19 protein-coding genes are annotated in these 20,715 nt (G+C 70.3%); 13 read left to right on the top strand and 6 right to left on the bottom strand.

Translation table 11 applies throughout. From position 1 onward, the window contains the following. Nucleotides 1–24 precede the first annotated feature (24 nt). A complete protein-coding gene (locus tag D1369_RS35570) occupies nt 25–882 on the top strand; it encodes a phosphatidylinositol-specific phospholipase C/glycerophosphodiester phosphodiesterase family protein (protein WP_118082830.1) in 858 nt (285 codons plus the stop codon). 131 nt (nt 883–1,013) lie between these two features. Further along, complete coding sequence (locus tag D1369_RS35575) at nt 1,014–1,208, top strand: hypothetical protein (protein ID WP_007380378.1); 195 nt, start codon at nt 1,014–1,016, stop codon at nt 1,206–1,208. A gap of 11 nt (nt 1,209–1,219) precedes the next feature. On the opposite strand, the gene D1369_RS35580 is transcribed toward D1369_RS35575, so the two are convergent. The 5 genes from D1369_RS35580 to D1369_RS35600 all read right to left on the bottom strand — a co-directional run bounded on the left by D1369_RS35580 (nt 1,220) and on the right by D1369_RS35600 (nt 4,819). Further along, nucleotides 1,220–2,458, bottom strand: coding sequence for a phosphodiester glycosidase family protein (locus tag D1369_RS35580; protein WP_007380377.1), 1,239 nt, complete (start codon nt 2,456–2,458; stop codon nt 1,220–1,222). Nucleotides 2,459–2,531: 73 nt separating this feature from the next. After that, on the bottom strand, nt 2,532–2,918 hold the full coding sequence (locus D1369_RS35585) for a DUF779 domain-containing protein (protein WP_202476928.1): 387 nt from the start codon (nt 2,916–2,918) through the stop codon (nt 2,532–2,534). A gap of 67 nt (nt 2,919–2,985) precedes the next feature. Next, nucleotides 2,986–3,255: a hypothetical protein gene (locus D1369_RS35590; protein ID WP_037899149.1), complete on the bottom strand. Its 270-nt coding sequence runs from the start codon at nt 3,253–3,255 to the stop codon at nt 2,986–2,988. 40 nt (nt 3,256–3,295) lie between these two features. Beyond that, on the bottom strand, nt 3,296–3,574 hold the full coding sequence (locus tag D1369_RS35595) for a hypothetical protein (RefSeq protein WP_007380374.1): 279 nt from the start codon (nt 3,572–3,574) through the stop codon (nt 3,296–3,298). Nucleotides 3,575–3,652: 78 nt separating this feature from the next. Beyond that, nucleotides 3,653–4,819, bottom strand: coding sequence for a bifunctional class I SAM-dependent methyltransferase/NUDIX hydrolase (locus D1369_RS35600; RefSeq protein ID WP_037899147.1), 1,167 nt, complete (start codon nt 4,817–4,819; stop codon nt 3,653–3,655). A 153-nt stretch (nt 4,820–4,972) separates the two neighbouring features. Between D1369_RS35600 and D1369_RS35605 the strand changes: the two genes are divergently transcribed. The 9 genes from D1369_RS35605 to D1369_RS35645 all read left to right on the top strand — a co-directional run bounded on the left by D1369_RS35605 (nt 4,973) and on the right by D1369_RS35645 (nt 16,447). Then, nucleotides 4,973–6,622 (top strand): cellulase family glycosylhydrolase, encoded by a 1,650-nt coding sequence (locus D1369_RS35605; RefSeq protein ID WP_007380372.1) that lies wholly within the window; start codon nt 4,973–4,975, stop codon nt 6,620–6,622. A 156-nt stretch (nt 6,623–6,778) separates the two neighbouring features. Next, on the top strand, nt 6,779–8,845 hold the full coding sequence (locus D1369_RS35610) for a discoidin domain-containing protein (protein WP_106433476.1): 2,067 nt from the start codon (nt 6,779–6,781) through the stop codon (nt 8,843–8,845). 23 nt (nt 8,846–8,868) lie between these two features. Continuing rightward, nucleotides 8,869–9,459 (top strand): TetR family transcriptional regulator, encoded by a 591-nt coding sequence (locus D1369_RS35615; protein ID WP_037899145.1) that lies wholly within the window; start codon nt 8,869–8,871, stop codon nt 9,457–9,459. Between the two features lie 63 nt (nt 9,460–9,522). After that, entirely contained in the window at nt 9,523–9,870 is a 348-nt protein-coding gene (locus D1369_RS35620) for a VOC family protein (RefSeq protein WP_037903092.1), read from the top strand. 55 nt (nt 9,871–9,925) lie between these two features. Beyond that, the gene (locus D1369_RS35625) at nt 9,926–12,301 is read left to right on the top strand and encodes an excinuclease ABC subunit UvrA (RefSeq protein ID WP_007380368.1); all 2,376 of its coding nucleotides are present in this window, start codon (nt 9,926–9,928) and stop codon (nt 12,299–12,301) included. Between the two features lie 161 nt (nt 12,302–12,462). Beyond that, nucleotides 12,463–13,548, top strand: a complete 1,086-nt coding sequence (locus tag D1369_RS35630) for an S-(hydroxymethyl)mycothiol dehydrogenase (protein WP_007380367.1) — start codon at nt 12,463–12,465, stop codon at nt 13,546–13,548. Between the two features lie 160 nt (nt 13,549–13,708). Then, the gene (locus D1369_RS35635) at nt 13,709–14,071 is read left to right on the top strand and encodes a bifunctional 3-phenylpropionate/cinnamic acid dioxygenase ferredoxin subunit (protein WP_007380366.1); all 363 of its coding nucleotides are present in this window, start codon (nt 13,709–13,711) and stop codon (nt 14,069–14,071) included. Next, nucleotides 14,068–15,228, top strand: a complete 1,161-nt coding sequence (locus D1369_RS35640; protein WP_037899142.1) for an FAD-dependent oxidoreductase — start codon at nt 14,068–14,070, stop codon at nt 15,226–15,228. Before D1369_RS35635 ends, D1369_RS35640 begins: the two co-directional genes overlap by 4 nt. Before the next feature lie 91 nt (nt 15,229–15,319). After that, a complete protein-coding gene (locus D1369_RS35645) occupies nt 15,320–16,447 on the top strand; it encodes an aromatic ring-hydroxylating dioxygenase subunit alpha (protein WP_037899138.1) in 1,128 nt (375 codons plus the stop codon). On the opposite strand, the gene D1369_RS35650 is transcribed toward D1369_RS35645, so the two are convergent. After that, nucleotides 16,435–17,181, bottom strand: coding sequence for an IclR family transcriptional regulator (locus D1369_RS35650; protein WP_037899135.1), 747 nt, complete (start codon nt 17,179–17,181; stop codon nt 16,435–16,437). The genes D1369_RS35645 and D1369_RS35650 overlap by 13 nt on opposite strands. A gap of 208 nt (nt 17,182–17,389) precedes the next feature. Here D1369_RS35650 and betA point away from each other — a divergent pair, with 208 nt between their 5' ends. Together betA and D1369_RS35660 are read left to right on the top strand one after the other, a co-directional pair. Continuing rightward, complete coding sequence (gene betA / locus D1369_RS35655; RefSeq protein ID WP_007380362.1) at nt 17,390–19,060, top strand: choline dehydrogenase; 1,671 nt, start codon at nt 17,390–17,392, stop codon at nt 19,058–19,060. A 184-nt stretch (nt 19,061–19,244) separates the two neighbouring features. After that, nucleotides 19,245–20,714, top strand: a complete 1,470-nt coding sequence (locus D1369_RS35660; protein WP_007380361.1) for an aldehyde dehydrogenase family protein — start codon at nt 19,245–19,247, stop codon at nt 20,712–20,714. The last annotated feature ends 1 nt before the right edge of the window (nt 20,715 follow it).

Here is a 20,715-nt window from a genome sequence, read left to right on the forward strand (position 1 = left end):
ACCCGCCCCACAGGGAGGCAGAACATGGCCCTCATCACCCGTCGCAGAGCCCTCACCACCCTCGGCGCCGCGGCCGCGGCGACCCTTGCCCCGCCCGCCGCCGGTGCGTGGGCCGCCAGCCCCAAGCACCGCCCCCGTCCGCTGTGGCGCGCCCACGCCCACAACGACTACGAACACCCGCGCCCCCTTTTCGACGCTCTCGACCACCGTTTCGGCAGCGTCGAGGCGGACATCTTCCTCGTCGGCGACCAGCTCCTCATCGGCCACACCGTGGACGACCTCGACCCGACGCGCACTCTGGAGTCCCTCTACCTCGACCCGCTGGCCAGGATCGTCAAGGCCAACCACGGGTCCGTGTACCGGGGTTACCGCCGTCCGCTCCAACTGCTCGTCGACATCAAGACCGAGGGCTCCTCGACCTACCTCGAACTCGACCGCCATCTGCGGCGGTACAGGCACCTGTTCACCACGTACGTGCACGGCAAGGTCGTCCCCGGTCCGGTCACCGCCGTGATCTCCGGCGACCGCGCCGCCCGCGTCCCGCTGGAGGCCCAGCGAGTGCGCCGGGCCTTCTACGACGGCCGGCTCGCCGACCTCGGCACCGCGGCGCCCGCCTCCCTCATTCCGCTGATCAGCGACAACTGGACGCTCAACTTCACCTGGCTCGGCGAGGGCGCCTTCCCCGACACCGAGCGGCAGAAGCTGCGGAGCATCGTCCGGCAGGCCCACACGCGCGGGCAGAAGGTGCGGTTCTGGGCCACTCCGGACCTGGCCGGCCCCGCCCGGGACGCGCTGTGGACCGAGCTCCTCGCCGCCGACGTCGACTACTTCAACACCGACGACCTGGCGGGCCTGGAGGCCTTCCTGGACACCCACCGATAGACGCCTGCGAGCGGGCGCGGACACCACTCGTTCGGAGGACACCTCAGCCGCCCGGACGAACCCTCCGCTACGCCACACTTGCGGCCGAACGCCGCGAAACGGACCCGGCGGCGTGGCGGAGGAGGCTGTCCATGGCGATTTCCATCTCGGTACTGGTGCTGCTGCTGATCCTGGCGGTGATCTTCCTGCGCAGCGGCGGACTCAAGTTCTCGCACGCCCTGGTGTGCGCGCTGCTCGGGTTCTATCTGGCCGGTACGAGCCTCGCGCCCACCATTCACAGCGGCGTCACGGCGACAGCCGACATCGTCAGCGGTCTGCGTCCCTGACCGGGGCCGCGTCAGGTCGTCGAGAAGACTCCGATGCCGTTCGGAACGGGCCGTTCGGCGCCGCCCGAGGGGTGGTTGAGGGCGGTGACCGTGCTGGTGCCCGGCTTGCGGGCGGCCATGGTCGTGGAGCCGCCCCCGTCCAGGCTGAAGGCGTCCACCGCGCCCAACGTCCGCATGGCGTCGGCGACTTCGGCGATCGTCAGCCCACTGCGATAGTCGGCCGCCCCGTCCAGCGCGAGGAGATACAGCCGCCGGCCGCTGTCCGCGATCCCCACCGCCGTGCGCACGGCCGACGTCGAGTCGTCGAGGCCGGGCAGCGGAAGGCCGCCGTACAGCACCGGATAGCCGCCGAGCGCGAAGCGGTACGCGATTCCCGCCGAGGCCGCGACCAGGCGGTGCTGCACGGTCACCGCCGAGCCGACCGAGAGCTTCCGCAGATGCTGAGCGCCCGCCTCCCGGCCCACGAGCACGGTGGTGCCGTCGGCGATCGGCCCGCTGCCCGGGGAGTCGGCCGCGGCGACGACCTGCCCGCCCCGGACCGTCACCTCGTAGGTGTCCGTGCTGCACGGGGCGGCCCGGTCCCGGTCCGTCCCGCAGATCGCGCGCACCCGGGACGCGCTGCCCCAGTCCGAGGTGAACGCCCCGACCGAACCGACGGGCAGCGCGTACTGGTTCAGCCCGCCGAGCGGCAGTTGCCCCTCGGGGGTGCGCACGGACCCGTCGAGCGCCAGGTCGTCGAGGCGGGCCCGACGGTCGGTGCCCACGCCGAACACGTCCCTGGTGCTCGTGCCGGGCGGCAGCGCGGGCCCGAAGCGCTGCCCTTTCGGCACCGCCGCCTTGAGGTCACGGCCCTGCGCGATCGCGGGGCCCACACTCGCGCCGGTGGCCTCGACGCCGGGATGCTGGGCCTCCGAGATGTTGAAGAAGTCGCCGTTCACCCCGGCGAGGGCGCCCTGTGCGGTGGCCAGCCGGGACACCGTGGCCCGCGCGGCCACCGCCCCCGGATACAGCAGCTCCACCCGCACCCCCGGCTCGCTCAGATCCACTCGGATCACATGGGCGTGCGCCGGCCCCGCGGCCGCGGAGATGTCGAACTGCTCGTACTGCACGCCCGTCGCGAGCCGTGTCCACCCCGGCGCGGCGCCGGCCGGGGCCGCCCCCACCAGGGCCGCGCCGGCCAGCGTGCCGAATGCCGCGAGAAACGTGAGTACCGATCTGCCTGCGCCGGAACGTCTTTGACGGTGCGTCACAGCTCTCCCCTGAGGTCGTGTCAACTGTCCCAGAACTCAGGGGAAGTGCACCAGACGACGGCGACCCGAGGGGCTACTCGGCGTCGACCACACGCGAACGGATGAGGAAACGCACCCCCTCGGGTGCCTCGAGAGAGAATCCACTGCCCCGGCCGGCGACCACATCGACGATCAGCCGGGTGTGGGCCCACACCTCGTACTGGCTCCTCGACATCCAGAAGGTCACCGGTTCCCCGACCCCTTCCACGTCCAGCTCGGCGAGCAGCACGTCCGAGCCGCCGGTGCGGAACTCGCCCTCCGGGAAGCACATCGGGGCGCTGCCGTCGCAGCAGCCGCCCGACTGGTGGAACATCAGCGGCCCGTGCGCCCCGCGCAACCGGCGCAGCAGTTCGGCGGCCGCGGGCGTGAGCTCGACGCGCGGCACCTCGTCGTACACGGCAGGTCCGGAATCCTCGTCCATGGTCGCCGAGTGCAGCACGGGGAAGGTTGCGAGGGGGTTGCACGGTCCGGTACTCGGGCGGCGGGCCTCAGGACAGGTCGACGGGCGCCGGGTTCCACTTGTACCGCGAGTCCTCCTCATCCTTGAGCAGAACTCCGGCCTGCGCCATCCGGTCCAGGATGTCCACCAGCATGTCGCCCAGCGGATACCCGTCCACCCAGAACATCCGCTTCACCGAGGAGAACTTCTGGTCACGCGGAAAGGCGCCCAGAAAGACACCGAGCCGGAACGCCGCGACGTCATAGTCGAGCCAGTCGGCCAGCACATCCTTGAGCTCGATACGGTCATCCGTTCTCATCAGGTTTCCTCTCGTCGGAGGCCTCACCGCGTGGCACGCACTAGCACGAGGCGAAGTCGCAGCCGAAGTCGAGGAGGAAGAAGAAGCCAAGAACGGGCCACAGGATGGCAGCTGCGACGAGACACACCGCCATCCGGCGCGACCGCTTGCGGCCGAGCTGCTGCAGGCGGTTCGGGTCCTCGCCCTGTGCCACGGCCGGCTGCCTCCACTTGGCCGACACTGACCAGATCACGAGTAGGCCGATCCAGACAATCGCATCGGACTCGCCGAACTTCTCGCTGAGTTGATAAACGGTCTGGCCGCCGGCGATGAAGAGCACGGACCGAGTGTAGGTCTCTGCTCCGTGAGCCCAGGGAGCGGGCGGGCCGCGACGGGGCGAGCGTCGCCCGTCACGGCGTCAGTGGGCGTACGGCGTGAAGTGGGCGGGTGTGTGGTCGATCGGCAGGTCCGGGCGCCAGGCGGTCAGACCCTGGGCGCTGCACACGAACAGGTTCTCCGGGAGCCGGTCCAGGGCGAACCAGCGCCAGTCGCCGACGCGTTCGTCCGGCTGGTCGCAGGGCTCGCCCCGCCACGCGGTGACCTGTGCGGCCACGGTCATCCGCACCACGCCGTCGACGTCGTCGAGGAGCGTGCCCAGCAGCCGGACGTCGGCCGGCCGGGCCCCGATCCCGGTCTCCTCCCGGAGTTCGCGTACGACCGTCTCCCGCAGCGACTCCCCGGGCTCCACCGTGCCGCCGGGCAGCTCCCAGGTGCCGCGCCGGTGCCGGCCGAGAAGCAACCCCTGGGGGCCGTGCAGGATGGCGCCGACCCCGATCGCCGCGTGCGGCACCGGACCCCGATCGGTGCGCGGACGGGAGGAGACCCGGACGGGCCGGGTCACCCGGAAGATCCGGTACGAGGCGTGGTTGCCGTCCTCCGGCGCGTCGAGGACGTCGACGCCCTCGACGCGCAGACCGTGCTCGCCGAGCAGGTCCGTCCAGAGCTCCGGAGTCAGCACCCACATCCGTACGGTCGTCTCGCCGCCCCCGGCGAGCCGCAGCAGCTCGGGCCGGGACTCGACGACGCGGGAGGGGCCGTCGCCGCGCGAGTTGGTGTGCAGCACGGTGAAGCACAGCGTCCCGCCGGGCCGGAGCGCGGTGGCGAGGGCGGGCAGCAGCCGCCGGGGATCGATGTACGGCACCGCGTTGACGGAGTAGACGACGTCGTACGGTTCCGCTGTGCCGAGGTGTTCCACGGCGTCGGACCTGATCAGGCGCAGACCGGACAGGGAGTCGTAGCGGGCGCGGGCGCGTTCGTGCTGGGTGGGGGAGGACTCGACCGCGTCCACCGAGGCGCCGTACGTCCGGACGAGGTGCGCCGCGTGCCGGCCCGGTCCGCAGCCGAGGTCCAGCACCCGCCGCCCGGCGAGGTCACCGAGGATCCCGGCGCCCGGGCCGGTGCCTGCCGGGCCCCAGTCGAACCGCTCCAGCTCCGGCAGCACGGTGCCGCGCCGCAGATGGTGGTCGCCGTAGGCGTGCCAGGCCTCGGCGTTGACGGCCTCGGGGTCGACGGGTCGCGTGGTCAACGTGCCTCCCAGGTGCGGTGGTCGAGGTTCGGAACCCTATGCGCGGTCGCGGCCCTTTGCCGTCGCGCATCTTGACGTGTACTTGACGGAGTGGCTCTATGGGAGCGCTCCCATGCTTTCCTCCCGACTGCCTCGCCCACCTCTGGAGCCGCAATGAGAAGAACGAGAACGAACCCCTTAAGGACCCTCCTGGCCCGGCTGGCGGCCCTCGTCGGGCTGGTGGTGCTCGGCGCCCTCTGTCCCGGCACGGCCCAGGCCGCCCAGGAGCCCGGCGTCCAGGCCGCCGGTCTGCACATCAGCAACGGCCGCCTGGTCGAGGGCAACGGCAACGACTTCGTGATGCGCGGTGTCAACCACGCCCACACCTGGTACCCGAACGAGCTGGGGTCGCTGGCCGACATCAAGGCGCAGGGCGCCAACACCGTCCGCGTGGTCCTCGCCGACGGCCATCGCTGGACCGCCAACACCGCCTCGGACGTGGCCGACGTCGTCGCCCAGTGCAAGGCCAACCGGCTCATCTGCGTCCTGGAGGTGCACGACACCACCGGATACGGCGAGGACAGCGCCGCCGGCACCCTCGACCAGGCCGCCGACTACTGGATCGGCCTGAAGAACGTGCTCGCCGGCCAGGAGAACTACATCGTCATCAACATCGGCAACGAGCCCTGGGGCAACACCGACCCGGCCGGCTGGACCGCCCCGACCATCGCCGCGATCCAGAAGCTGCGGAACGCCGGCCTCGCGCACACGATCATGGTGGACGCGCCCAACTGGGGCCAGGACTGGCAGCAGGTCATGCGCACCAACGCCCAGTCGGTGTACGCGGCCGACACCACCGGCAACCTGATCTTCTCGATCCACATGTACAGCGTCTACGACACCGCGGCGGAGGTCACGGACTACCTGAACGCCTTCGTGAGCGCCAAACTGCCGATCGTGATCGGGGAGTTCGGCGGGCCCGCCGACCAGTGGGGCGATCCGGACGAGGACACCATGATGGCCACCGCCGAGCAGCTCCACATCGGCTATCTGGCCTGGTCCTGGAGCGGCAACACCGATCCGGTCCTCGACCTGGTGCTCGACTTCGACCCGGCGCGGATGACGTCATGGGGTCAGCGCGTCTTCAACGGTGCCAACGGCATCGCCCAGACCGCCAAGGAAGCCACGATCTTCGGCGGCGGCTCCACCGACACCCAGGCCCCGACCGCCCCCGGCACTCCCACCGCCTCCGCGGTGACGGCGACCTCGGCCCGGCTGACCTGGACGGCGTCCACTGACAACGTTGGCGTGGCCGGGTACGACGTCGTCCGCGTCAGCGGGGGCACCGAGACCAAGGCCGCGGCCTCCACGACGAACTCGGTGACCGTGACCGGCCTGACCGCGGGCACGGCCTACTCCTTCGCCGTCTACGCCCGGGACGCCGCCGGCAACCGGTCGGCCCGCTCGGCTACGGTCGGCGTCACCACCGCCAACGCGCCCGCCGGGAGCTGCTCCGTCGGGTACCGGGTCGTCGGTGAGTGGCAGGGCGGCTTCCAGGGCGAGATCGTCATCCGCAACACCGGCACCGCCGCGATCACCGGCTGGAAGCTCGGCTTCACCTTCGGCGACGGGCAGACGGTCTCCACCATGTGGGGCGGGACCGCCGCACAGAGCGGTGGCTCGGTGACCGTCACACCGGCCTCCTACACCAACACCATCGCCGCCGGAGGTTCGGTCACCGTCGGGTTCATCGGCACCAAGGGCGCCACGAACACCGCCCCCGCCGCTTTCACTCTCAACGGAGCGGCCTGCGTGAACGGTTGATGACCCCCAGGTATCAGGTCAACTGTCCCGGACTCTTGACTCGGAACGCGCTGGGTCGCGATCCTCGACGCATCTATTGCGCCGGTCATGACAACTCCAAGGGCAGTCAAAACGCCCTCGGTCGACGGCGCCCCCGCCGACCGAGGGACGTGGGCCATGGCTGGACGCTCCTGCCGCAGAGGCAAGAACAGCAGACGCAAGAAGATGACCGTCGTCTCCGTGCTCTTCCTGGTGCTGGCCGCCATCCTCGGCCCCACGCCGAGTTCGGCGGCCACCGACTGGTGGACACCGACGGCCAGGCCCACCCCCGACGCCGGGGTCAACGTCACCGGAGCGCCCTTCACCGGCACCAACTCCGCCGGTGAGGTGAAGGGGTTCGTCGACGCCCACAACCACCTCTTCTCCAACGAGGCCTTCGGCGGGCGGCTGATCTGCGGCAAGGTGTACTCCGAGTCCGGAGTTGCCGACGCGCTCAAGGACTGCCCCGAGCACTACCCCGACGGCAGCCTCGCGCTCTTCGACTACATCACCCACGGCGGCGACGGCAAGCACGACCCGACCGGTTGGCCGACCTTCAAGGACTGGCCGGCGTACGACTCGATGACTCATCAGGCGAACTACTACGCCTGGGTGGAGCGGGCCTGGCGCGGCGGCCAGCGGGTGCTCGTCAACGACCTCGTCACCAACGGCATGATCTGCTCGGTCTACCCGTTCAAGGACCGCAGTTGTGACGAGATGACCTCGATCCGCCTCCAGGCCAGGATGACGTACGACCTCCAGGCCTTCGTCGACAGGATGTACGGCGGCACCGGCAAGGGCTGGTTCCGGATCGTCACCGACAGCGCGCAGGCCCGACAGGTCATCGAGCAGGGCAAGTTGGCGGTCGTCCTCGGCGTCGAGACCTCCGAGCCGTTCGGCTGCAAGCAGATCCTCGACATCGGCCAGTGCAGCAAGGCGGACATCGACAAGGGGCTCGACGAGCTCTACGGCCTTGGCGTGCGCTCGATGTTCCTGTGCCACAAGTTCGACAACGCCCTGTGCGGTGTCCGCTTCGACGAGGGCGGCCTCGGAACCGCCATCAACGTCGGGCAGTTCCTGTCCACCGGCACCTTCTGGAAGACCGAGACCTGTAAGGGCCCGCAGCACGACAACCCCATCGGTACGGCCGCCTCGGAGGCGGAGGCCGACCTGCCGGCCGGCACCGAGGTCCCGGAGTACGACAAGGCCGCGCAGTGCAACGTCCGCGGGCTCACCGATCTCGGCGAGTACGCCGTGCGCGGCATGATGAAACGCAAGATGATGCTCGAGATCGACCACATGAGCGTCAAGGCCACCGGCCAGGTCCTCGACATCTTCGAGGCCGCGAACTACCCCGGCGTGCTCTCCTCGCACAGCTGGATGGACCTCAACTGGACCGAGCGGGTCTACTCCCTCGGCGGTTTCGTCGCCCAGTACATGCACGGCTCCGAAGGGTTCGCCGCGGAGGCCAAGCGCACCGACGCACTGCGCGACAAATATGGCGTGGGCTACGGCTACGGCACCGACTTCAACGGCATCGGCGACCACCCCGCACCGCGCGGAGCGGACGCCGCGCACAAGGTGACGTACCCCTTCAAGAGCGTCGACGGCGGCTCGGTCATCGACAAGCAGACCTCCGGGCAGCGCACCTTCGACTTCAACACCGACGGGGCCGCCCACGTCGGCATGATCCCGGACTGGATCGAGGACATCCGGCTCGTCGGCGGACAGGGTGTGGTCGACGACCTGTTCCGTGGCGCCGAGTCCTACCTGGACACCTGGGGCGCCGCCGAGCGGCACCAGGCGTCGGTGAACCTCGCCGACGGGAGGACGGCGACGGCCAGTTCGTCGGAGTCCAACCCGTTCACCAGTTATCAGCCGGGACGGGCGGTCGACGGTGACGACTCCTCCCGCTGGGCGAGCGACTGGAGCGACGACCAGTGGTGGCAGGTCGACCTCGGCGCCACCAACCTGGTCTCCAGGGTCACGCTCGACTGGGAGCGGGCGTACGGGAAGTCGTACCGGATCGAGCTGTCGACGGACGGGACGAACTGGACGACCGCCTGGTCGACGACCGCCGGTGACGGCGGGCTCGACACGGCCAGGTTCGCGGGCACCCCGGCCCGTTACGTCCGGGTCCACGGTCTCGACCGCGGTACCGACTGGGGATACTCGCTCTACGAGGTGGGCGTCCACAGCGGCTGATTCACAGGACAGCGGGGGATCGCATGGCACGCATGCCGTCGGCCGAGCGGCGCAGACAGCTGACGGAAGCGGCGATCAGGGCGATGGCCCGGGACGGCGTCGCGAGGACGACGACCCGGTCCATCGCCGCCGAGGCCGGCGTGTCCCTGAGCGTCTTCCACTACTGCTTCGACTCCAAGCAGGCCCTGATCGAGGCCGTGATCACCACGCTCACCGATCAGTCGGTGAGCGTGGTCCAGGAGGCGCTGCGCCCCAGGGACACCCTGGAGGAGACCGTCGCCGCCGGTTTCCGGGCCTACTGGGACCACGTCCGCGCCCACCCCGAGGCGCACATGCTCACCTATGAGCTCACCCAGTACGCCCTGCGCGAGCCCGGCTTCGAGCACCTGGCCAGGCGGCAGTACGAGCTGTACGGCGAGGCGTACGCCGAGCTGATCGAGCAGCTGCGGGGGCACATGGATCTGGAGCTGCGCGTGCCCGTCTCCGTGCTTGCCCGCTATCTCGCGGCCATGACCGACGGGCTCACCCTGAACTACCTCGTCCTCGGCGACGCGGCCGCCTGGGAGGACATCCTCGACACCGTCACGGCGCACATCGCGGGCCTGGTGCGCTGAGACCGGCGGACCGGTCAGGATTCGAGAAGCGCGGGCCGGGGGGCCGTGGCTAGCGTGACGGACATGGACATCACGATCGGGGCGAGCTTCCTCCCGCACGACGACCCGGAGGCCTCCCTGGCCTTCTACCGGGACGTGCTGGGCTTCGAGGTGCGCGGTGACGTGGGCCAGGGGCCGGCGCGCCGGATCACTGTCGGCCCCGCGGGCCCGGCCGGCACCTCGGTCGTGCTGCGCCCGGCGGGCGAGGAGCCCGAGCTGCTGCTCGCCACCCCCGACCTCGACTCGGTCTTCGAGCGGCTCCAGGCCCGCGCCGAGGTGATCCAGGAGCCGATCGAGCAGCCGCACGGCATCCGGGACTGCGCCTTTCTCGATCCCGCGGGCAACGTGATCCGCGTCCAGGAGCTGCGCTGAGGCGCGCGCGCCGACGTAATGTTCGAAGCTGTCGAAAACGGGAGGACACGTCACCATGAGCAAGGCCACTGAGGGCGACCGGCACGCCGCTGACAGCCACGACCTGATCCGCGTGCACGGGGCGCGCGAGAACAACCTCAAGGACGTCAGCATCGAGATCCCGAAGCGCCGGCTCACGGTCTTCACCGGAGTCTCCGGCTCCGGCAAGAGCTCGCTGGTCTTCGACACCATCGCCGCCGAGTCGCAGCGGCTGATCAACGAGACCTACAGCGCCTTCGTGCAGGGCTTCATGCCGACCCTGGGGCGGCCCGAGGTCGACGTCCTCGACGGACTGACCACCGCCATCACCGTCGACCAGCAGCGCCTCGGCGGCGATCCGCGCTCCACCGTCGGCACCGTGACCGACACCAACGCCATGCTGCGGATCCTCTTCAGCAGACTCGGGACCCCGCACATCGGCTCGCCCAAGGCGTTCTCCTTCAACGTCGCCTCGATCAGCGGAGCGGGCGCGGTGACCATGGAGCGCGGCGGACAGACCGTGAAGGAGCGCCGCAGCTTCAGCATCGTCGGCGGCATGTGCCCGCGCTGCGAGGGCCGGGGCACGGTCAACGACATCGACCTCACCCAGCTCTACGACGACTCCAAGTCGCTCGCCGAGGGCGCGATGACCATCCCCGGCTACAAGGCCGGCGGCTGGAACTACCGCCTCTACAGCGAGTCCGGCTTCTTCGACGCGGACAAGCCGATCCGGAGGTTCACCAAGCGCGAGCTCCAGGACTTCCTGTACCGCGAGCCGGTCAGGATGAAGATCGCGGGCATCAACATGACCTACGAGGGTCTCGTGCCGCGCATCCAGAAGTCGATGCTCGCCAAGGACCGCGAGTCGATGCAGCCGCACATCCGTGAGTTCGTGGACCGCGCGATCACCTTCATGGTCTGCCCCGAGTGCGAGGGCACCCGGCTGAGCGAGGGGGCCCGGTCCTCGAAGATCAAGGGGATCAGCATCGCCGACGCCTGCGCCATGCAGATCAGCGACCTCGCCGAGTGGGTGCGGGCCCTGGACGAGCCGTCGGTCGGGCCGCTGCTGACGGCGCTGGGCGAGACCCTCGACTCCTTCGTGGAGATCGGGCTCGGCTATCTCTCCCTCGACCGGTCCTCGGGCACGCTGTCCGGCGGCGAGGCGCAGCGCACCAAGATGATCCGCCACCTCGGCTCGTCGCTCACCGATGTCACCTACGTCTTCGACGAGCCGACGATCGGGCTGCACCCCCATGACATCCAGCGCATGAACAACCTGCTGCTGCGCCTGCGGGACAAGGGCAACACGGTGCTCGTCGTGGAGCACAAGCCGGAGACGATCGTGATCGCCGACCATGTCGTCGACCTCGGCCCCGGGGCCGGTACGGCGGGTGGCTCGGTCTGTTTCGAGGGGACCGTCGAGGGGCTGCGGACCAGCGGCACCGTCACCGGCCGCCACTTCGACGACCGGGCCGGACTCAAGGACACGGTCCGCAAGGCCACCGGCGCGCTGGAGGTCCGCGGCGCGAGCACGCACAACCTCCAGGACGTCGACGTCGACATCCCGCTCGGGGTGCTGACCGTGATCACCGGGGTCGCGGGCTCCGGCAAGAGCTCGCTGGTGCACGGGTCGATCCCGGCCGCGGAGGGGATCGTGTCCGTCGACCAGGGCGCCATCCGCGGCTCCAGGCGCAGCAACCCGGCGACGTACACCGGACTGCTGGAGCCGATCCGCAAGGCGTTCGCGAAGGCCAACGGGGTGAAGCCGGCGCTGTTCAGCGCCAACTCCGAGGGCGCCTGCCCCACCTGCAACGGCGCGGGAGTCGTCTACACCGACCTCGCGATGATGGCCGGGGTCGCCACGACCTGCGAGGAGTGCGAGGGGAAGCGGTTCCAGGCCTCCGTGCTGGAGTACCGCCTCGGCGGGCGGGACATCAGCGAGGTGCTCGCGATGCCGGTGACGGAGGCGGAGGAGTTCTTCAGCACCGGTGAGGCGCGCACGCCGGCCGCGCACAGGATTCTGGAGCGGCTCTCGGACGTCGGGCTCGGCTATCTCACCCTCGGGCAGCCGCTCACGACGCTGTCCGGCGGTGAGCGGCAGCGGCTGAAGCTGGCGACCCACATGGGGGAGAAGGGCGGCGTGTTCATCCTCGACGAGCCGACCACCGGCCTCCACCTCGCCGACGTCGAACAACTCCTCGGCCTGCTCGACCGGCTCGTCGACTCCGGCAAGTCCGTCATCGTCGTAGAGCATCACCAGGCGGTCATGGCCCACGCCGACTGGATCATCGACCTCGGTCCGGGCGCGGGCCACGACGGCGGACGGATCGTGTTCGAGGGGACGCCCGCGGAGCTCGTCGCCGCGGGGGGCACGCTCACGGCGGAGCATCTGGCGGCGTACGTGGGGGAGTGACGGGGGTTCGGCCCCGGATCGGGGTTCGGGTCAGGAGCGGGGCACTCGCCCGGCCGGAACCGACCTCTTGACCCATGAGTCCTCCTCCTCGATGCTCGGTTGCGTATAGCGGCACGTGTCGCGAACTAGGCAACCGATTAGCGTCGTCGGAGGAGTGACCCATGGCTCATGAGGTTCGTGCTGTCGTCGCCCGCGGGAAAGGCGCCCCGGTCTCCCTCGAGACGATCGTGGTCCCCGACCCGGGACCCGGCGAGGCGCTGGTGAAGGTAGAGGCGTGCGGGGTCTGCCACACCGACCTCCACTACCGGGAGGGCGGGATCAACGACGACTTCCCCTTCCTTCTCGGACATGAGGCGGCCGGGCGCGTCGAAGCCGTGGGGGAGGGCGTCACCGGCGTCGAGCCGGGAGACTTCGTCATCCTCAACTGGCGTGCGGTGTGCGGCAAGTGCCGGGCGTGCGGCAAGGGCAAACCCTGGTACTGCTTCGCCACCCACAACGCGACCCAGCCGATGACCCTGCTCGACGGCACCCCGCTCGCGCCCGCCCTCGGCATCGGCGCGTTCGCGGAGAAGACCCTGGTCGCCGCCGGGCAGTGCACCAAGGTGGACCCGGCGGCCCCGGCGACGGCCGCGGGACTGCTCGGCTGCGGTGTCATGGCGGGCTTCGGCGCGGCCGTGAACACCGGCGCCGTCGGCCGCGGGGACTCCGTCGCCGTCATCGGCTGCGGCGGGGTCGGCATGGCCGCCGTCGCGGGGGCGCGGCTCGCCGGTGCGACCAAGGTCATCGCCGTCGACGTGGACCCGCGCAAGCTGGAGCGGGCCGCGGGGATGGGCGCCACCCACACCGTCGACGGCTCGACCACGGACGTCGTGACGGCGGTGCGCGAACTGACCGGCGGCTTCGGCGCCGACGTGGTCGTCGAGGCGGTCGGCCGCCCCGAGACGTACCGGCAGGCCTTCTACGCCCGCGACCTCGCCGGCACCGTCGTCCTGGTCGGTGTGCCGACCCCCGAGATGAAGCTGGAACTGCCGCTGCTCGACGTCTTCGGACGCGGTGGCGCCCTGAAGTCCAGCTGGTACGGCGACTGTCTGCCCTCGCGGGACTTCCCGGCGCTCATCGACCTCTACCTGGACGGGCGCTTCGACCTCGACGCGTTCGTCTCCGAGACCATCGGCCTCGGAGACGTGGAGAAGGCGTTCGAGAAGATGCACCGCGGCGAGGTGCTGCGCTCCGTGGTGGTCCTGTGAGAGGGGCCTCGGTGTTGTTCATCGTGCACGATGTTGCGCAGGGGGCAACACCGATGTTCGTGCGGGTCCGGCCTCTGGACGCCTTGACAAGGGTTTGCGGCCGCCCTCAAACTGACGTTGCGTTCAACGCAATCCGTTTCGCTATACGCACCGAGGTGTCATGATGATTCCCGCGTGCCGTCTCGTGGATCTTCCCCGAGGCGAGGCCTACCGGCTCGACATCGATCCGCCGGTCTCGGTGTTCCACACCGATGACGGCGAGGTCTTCGCCATCGACGACACCTGCACCCATCAGGACGCCTCGCTCGCCGACGGCTGGCTGGAGGGCTGCGAGGTCGAATGCCCGCTGCACGCCTCCAAGTTCGACCTGCGGACGGGCGCCGTGGACGCCCCGCCGGCCAAGCGCCCGGTCCGCACCCACGAGGTCCGTGTCGAGGACGGCATGATCTACGTCCGGTTGTCCCTGGACGCCCCCAACCTGCCGCCCTGCGTCACGGCCCGCCTCGCCGGCGGACCCGCGTGAGGACGGTCGCCGTGGTCGGCGCCTCGCTCGCCGGCCTGTCGGCGGCGCGTTCGCTGCGCAAGCAGGGCTTCGACGGGCGGCTCGTCGTCATCGGCGACGAACTCCACCGCCCGTACGACAGGCCTCCGTTGTCCAAGGAGTTCCTGGCCGGCGCCCTGGCCGAGGCGGATCTCGCGCTGGAACAGGACGACGAGGACCTGCGGGCCGAGTGGCTGCTGGGCGTTCGCGCCGTCGGCCTCGACGGCCCGCAGCGCGCCGTACGGCTCGCCGACGGCAGCGAGGTGCGGGCGGACGGCGTCGTCATCGCGACCGGCGCCGCCGCCCGGACCCTGCCCGGCACGGACGGACTGGCCGGGGTGCACACCCTGCGCACCCTGGACGACGCCCGCGCCCTGCGCGACGAACTGGCCCTCGGGGGACGGCTGGTGGTGATCGGCGGCGGGTTCATCGGCGCCGAGGTCGCCTCCACCGCGTACGCCCTCGGGCTCGACGTGACCGTCGTGGAAGCGGCCCCGACCCCCCTGGCCGGGCCGCTCGGCGAGACCATGGGCGGGATCGTCTCCGCCCTCCACGCGGACCACGGCGTACGGCTGTGGTGCGGGGTGGGCGTCAAGGGGCTGCGCGGCGAGAGCCGGGTCGAGGCCGTCCTGCTGGAGGACGGCCGCAGCGTCCCCGCCGACATCGTGGTCGTGGGGGTCGGCGCGCGTCCGTGCGTCGAGTGGCTCGCGGGCTCGGGGCTCGCCCTCGACGACGGCGTCACCTGCGGGGCCGACGGCCGCACCCGGCTGGCCGGTGTGGTCGCGGTCGGGGACTGCGCCTCCTGGTACGACCCGCGCGCGGGCCTGCACCGTCGCGTGGAGCACTGGACGGGTGCCCGGGAGCGGCCCGACGCGGCCGTGACCGCGCTGCTGGCGGGCGGCGCGGTGGAACCGAGCGCGCCGAGGCCGCCGTACTTCTGGTCGGACCAGTACGGCGTGAAGATCCAGTTCGCCGGTCACGCGGCCGCCGCCGACAGCGTGACGATCGAGGAGGGCGCCCGGGACGACCACAACGTCCTGGCCGTCTACCGGCGTTCCGGGCAGCCGGTCGCCGTGCTCGGGATGAACCAGCCGCGGCTGTTCACGCGCTGGCGCAAGCAGCTTGCCGCCGCGGCCTGACAGCACCGCCGCTGTCGCTCCGCGCAGAACGCCGTCCGCTCGTCGCGGCGTGCGTGCATCACCGGCCCACGACGTCCCTGAGGAGTGCACTGTGACCTCGACCAGCCTGCCGGACAGCCTGATCGCCACCCTCCCCGGCGCCTCCTACACGGATCCCGGAATCTTCGCCCAGGAGCAGGAGCACATCTTCGAAGCGATGTGGTTCTGCGCCGTGCGTGCCTCCGAGCTGCCCAAACCCGGCGCCTTCCGGACCGTGCAGGTGGGCCGGGAGAGCATCCTGATCACGCGGGCCCGGGACAACTCGGTGCGCGCGTACTTCAACGTCTGCCGGCACCGGGGCGCCAGGCTGTGCACGCAGGAGTCGGGGGAGGTCAAGCGGGCGTTCCAATGTCCGTACCACGCCTGGACGTACGACCTGACGGGCAAGCTCGTGGCCGCGCCGAACCTGACCAAGATGCCGGACGTGGGCCGGACCGAGTACGGCCTGGCGAGCGTGGCGGTGCGCGAGTGGCTCGGCTATGTGTGGGTGTGCCTCGCCGAGAACCCGCCGCCCTTCGACGAGGTCGTCCAGGAGGTGGTCACGCGCCTCGGCGACACCGAGTCGATCGAGCACTACGACATCGACAACCTCCAGGTCGGCCGGCGCATCACGTACGACGTGAAGGCCAACTGGAAGCTGATCATCGAGAACTTCATGGAGTGCTACCACTGCGCGACCATCCACCCCGAACTCACCGAGGTGCTCCCGGAGTTCGCCGACGGATACGCCGCCCAGTACTACGTGGGGCACGGCGCGGAGTTCGGTGAGGACATCCAGGGCTTCACCGTCGACGGCTCGGAGGGGCTGGACCGCATTCCGGGGGTCTCCGAGGACCAGGACCGCCGGTACTACGCGATCACCGTGCGGCCGCAGGTGTTCGTCAATCTCGTGCCCGACCATGTGATCTTCCACAGGATGTACCCGGTCGCCGCCGACCGCACCGTCGTGGAGTGCGACTGGCTGTACCTTCCGGATGTCGTGCAGAGCGGGAAGGACGTCAGCCGCTCGGTGGAGCTGTTCGACCGGGTCAACCGGCAGGACTTCGACGCGTGCGAGCGCACCCAGCCGGCCATGAGCTCACGGCTGTACGCCAAGGGCGGCGTCCTGGTCCCCAGCGAGCACCACATCGGCGCGTTCCACGACTGGGTCCAGGCCCGGCTGGGGGCTCAGCCCAGGTAACCCATCCGGTGGCTGATCTCCTCGGCGCCCTTGACCAGGACCGGGGCGAGCTCGTGCAGGCGCTCCTCGGAGAGCCGGTACGCGGGCCCTGAGGCGCTGAGCGCGGCGATGACCTCCCCGTCCCGGTCGCGGACCGGCGCGGCCATGGCGTGCAGGCCGAGCTCCAGCTCCTCCAGGGCCCAGGCGTACCCACGCTCCCGGGCCTCGGCGAGGTTCTTCTCCAGCTTCGTCTTCGCGGTGATGGTGCGCGGGGTGACCTTCTTCAGCCCTGTCTCCGTCAGCAGCGCGGAGCGCTCCTTGGCGGGCAGGTGGGCCAGCAGGATCTTCCCGCTCGACGTGGCGTGCAACGGGGTCAGCTGGCCGACCCAGTTCTGCGCGGTGACGGCACCCGGGCCGCGCACCTGGTAGAGGTTGACCGCGTAACGCTCCTGCATCACGGCGAGGTTCACGGTCTCGCCGATCTCCTCGGCGAGGTCCTCGCAGACCGGGCGGCTCTGCTGGGTGATGTCGATGCGTCCGGTGACCGCGCCGGCCAGGCGCACGATGCCGAAACCGAGCCGGTACTTGCCGCGCTCACCCGCCTGTTCCACCAGGCCGCGCGCCTCCAGGGCGCCGAGCAGACGGAACGCCGTGGACTTGTGCACGTCGATCTCGGCCGCCACCTCGCTGACCCCGGCCTCGCCGCGCTGGGCCAGGATCTCCATGACGTGAATGGCCCGGTCCACGGACTGCACTCCGCCGTTCGACGACCCTGTCGTTTCGTTATCCGGGTTGTAGTTGCTCACAACGCAACTATACGGGGGGTAAACAACAAGGACGTGAGTCTGTTTCGAGGACATGGTGCATGTGTCGTGCAAGTTGCGTGCTTCGCAACCTGGTGCGTATCACGCTACCCGTACTAGCATGCCGCGCGTATCGACGGCGCGAGCGAGACGAGGCACCATGGCTCCCCAGCAGTACGACTTCGTCATCGTCGGTGGTGGATCGGCCGGCAGCGCACTGGCCAACCGGCTCTCCGCCGACCCGGGCAACCGGGTGCTGGTCCTGGAGGCCGGCCGCCCCGACTACCCGTGGGACGTCTTCATCCACATGCCCGCGGCGCTGACCTACCCGATCGGCAGCCGCTTCTACGACTGGAAGTACGAGTCCGAACCCGAGCCGCACATGGGCGGCCGGCGCGTCTACCACGCCCGCGGCAAGGTGCTGGGCGGCTCCAGCAGCATCAACGGCATGATCTTCCAGCGCGGCAACCCCATGGACTACGAGCGCTGGGCCGCCGACCCCGGCATGGAGACCTGGGACTACGCGCACTGTCTGCCGTACTTCAAGCGCATGGAGAACTGTCTCGCGGCCGACCCCGACGACGAGTTCCGCGGCCACGACGGCCCGCTCGTCCTGGAGCGCGGCCCCGCCACCAACCCGCTCTTCGACGCCTTCCTCAAGGCCACCGAGGAGGCGGGGTACGCGCCGACCGAGGACGTCAACGGCTACCGGCAGGAAGGCTTCGCGAAGTTCGACCGCAACGTCCACCGCGGACGCCGCCTCTCGGCCTCCAAGGCCTATCTGAAGCCCGTCAGGAAGCGTCCCAACCTCACGGTCACCACACGCGCCCTCGTCACCCGCGTCCTGTTCGAGGGCAAGCGGGCTGTCGGCGTCGAGTACCGGCGCGGCAAGGGCGCGCCGCAGCAGGTGCGCGCCAAGGAGGTCGTCCTGTGCGGCGGCGCGATCAACTCCCCGCAGCTGCTCCAGCTCTCCGGCATCGGCAACGCGGAGGAGTTGCGCGCCCTCGGCATCGACGTCGTCCACGACCTGCCGGGCGTCGGCGAGAACATGCAGGACCACCTGGAGGTCTACATCCAGTACGCCTGCAAGCAGCCCGTCTCCATGCAGCCGTACCTCGCGAAATGGCGTGCCCCCTTCATCGGCCTGCAATGGCTCTTCCGCAAGGGGCCCGCAGCGACCAACCACTTCGAGGCCGGTGGCTTCGCGCGCAGCAACGAGGACGTGGACTACCCCAACCTGATGTTCCACTTCCTGCCGATCGCGGTCCGCTACGACGGCTCCGTGCCGGCCGGCGGGCACGGCTACCAGGTGCACGTGGGGCCCATGTACTCCGACGCCCTGGGCTCCGTGAAGATCAAGAGCAGGGATCCGAACGAGCACCCGGCGCTGCGCTTCAACTACCTGTCCACCGAGCAGGACCGCCGCGAGTGGGTCGAGGCGATCCGCGTCGCGCGCAGGCTGCTCAACCAGCCGGCCCTCGCCCCCTACAACGCCGGGGAGATCTCGCCCGGACCGTCCGTCGAGACCGACGAGGAGATCCTCGCCTGGGTCGCCAAGGACGGCGAGACCGCCCTGCACCCCTCCTGCACCTGCAAGATGGGCACCGACGAGATGGCCGTCGTCGACCCCGCCAGCATGCGTGTGCACGGGGTCGAGGGGCTGCGGGTCGTCGACGCGTCGGTGATGCCCTACGTGACCAACGGCAACATCTACGCGCCGGTGATGATGATCGCGGAGAAGGCGGCCGACCTCATCCTCGGGAAGGAGCCGCTCGCGCCCTCCGAGGCCGCGTACTACCGGCACCGGGACGCCCGGACGCAGGCGGGGTAACGCGGATTTTTCCCGGGACCGCTTGTCCCGGAAACCCGCCGGGTTCGAGCGGCGCGCAACGCGCCCGCGTGCCCAAACCGTCATCCCCCAACCCCTTGACGTGGGTTGCCGCAGTCTCCAGAGTGTTCCACCACAAGCAATGCGATGCGTCATGCGCAACGAAATCGCTCGAAGGGCTCCCGACGTGGCAGACCTGTACGTGGACGGTGAATGGCGGGATCCGGTGGCCGGAGGCCGCCGGGAGATCCGATGTCCCGCCGACGGAACGCTGTCCGCCACCGTGTCCGAGGGGACCCGCCCCGACACCGAGGCGGCCATCGCGGCCGCCCGCCGGGCCTTCGACGAAGGGCCCTGGCCGCGCACCCCCGAGCGTGAGCGGGGAGCCCTGCTGCTGCGCACCGCCGACCTGATCGAGCGCGACGCCAAGGAGTTCGCCCGCGCCGAGTCGCTGGACACCGGCAAGCGGCTGGTGGAGAGCGAGTACGACATCGCCGACGTCGTCTCCTGTCTGCGCTACTACGGCGGGCTCGGCGGCACCGACGCCGGCCGTGTGACCGACACCGGCCGGGACGACGCCGTCAGTCGCGTGGTCTACGAGCCGATCGGGGTCTGCGGACTGATCACACCGTGGAACTACCCACTTCTGCAAGCGAGTTGGAAGGTCGCCCCGGCCCTTCTCGCCGGCAACACGATCGTCCTCAAGCCCAGCGAGCTCACCCCCTCCACCTCGATCCTGCTCATGAGGGCTCTGGAGGAGGCCGGACTTCCCGCCGGTGCCGCCAACCTCGTCCTCGGCACCGGGCCCGAGGTGGGCGCGCCGCTCTCCGAGGATCCCCGGGTCGACATGGTCTCCTTCACCGGAGGCGTGGAGACCGGCAAACGGATCATGGCCACGGCCGCCGCGACCGTGAAGAAGGTCGCGCTGGAGCTCGGCGGCAAGAACCCCAACGTCGTCTTCGCCGACGCCGACTTCGAGACGGCCGTGGACTTCGCGCTCACGGCCGTCTTCCTGCACTCCGGGCAGGTCTGCTCGGCCGGTGCCCGGCTGATCGTCGAGGACTCCCTGCACGACCGCTTCGTCGACGAGGTGGTCCGCCGGGCCCGGCAGATCCGCCTCGGCGGGCCCTTCGACCCCGAGGCCGAGACCGGGGCGCTGATCTCCGCGCAGCACCTGGAGAAGGTCGAGGCGTACGTGGCGGCCGGTGTGGAGGAGGGCGCCGTCCTGCGCTGCGGCGGCGAACGGCCCGCCGGCCCGGCCCTCGCGAACGGCCACTACTACCCGCCCACTGTGCTCGACGAGTGCCGGCAGGACATGCGGGTGGTGCACGAGGAGTCCTTCGGGCCGGTGCTGACCGTGGAGCGCTTCACCGGTGAGGACGACGCCGTACGCATCGCGAACGACACCGAGTACGGCCTCGCCGGAGCGGTCTGGACGCAGGACGCGGGGAAGGCCCAGCGGGTCGCCCGCCGGCTGCGGCACGGCACCGTGTGGATCAACGACTACCACCCCTATGTGCCCCAGGCCGAGTGGGGTGGCTTCGGACACTCCGGTGTGGGCCGGGAACTGGGACCGACCGGACTCGACGAGTACCGCGAGCCCAAGCACATCTGGCAGAACATCCAACCCCGGCCGCAGCACTGGTTCCGCGGCTGAA

The sequence above is a fragment of the Streptomyces sp. CC0208 genome (assembly GCF_003443735.1).
GTDB classification, from domain to species: domain Bacteria; phylum Actinomycetota; class Actinomycetes; order Streptomycetales; family Streptomycetaceae; genus Streptomyces; species Streptomyces sviceus.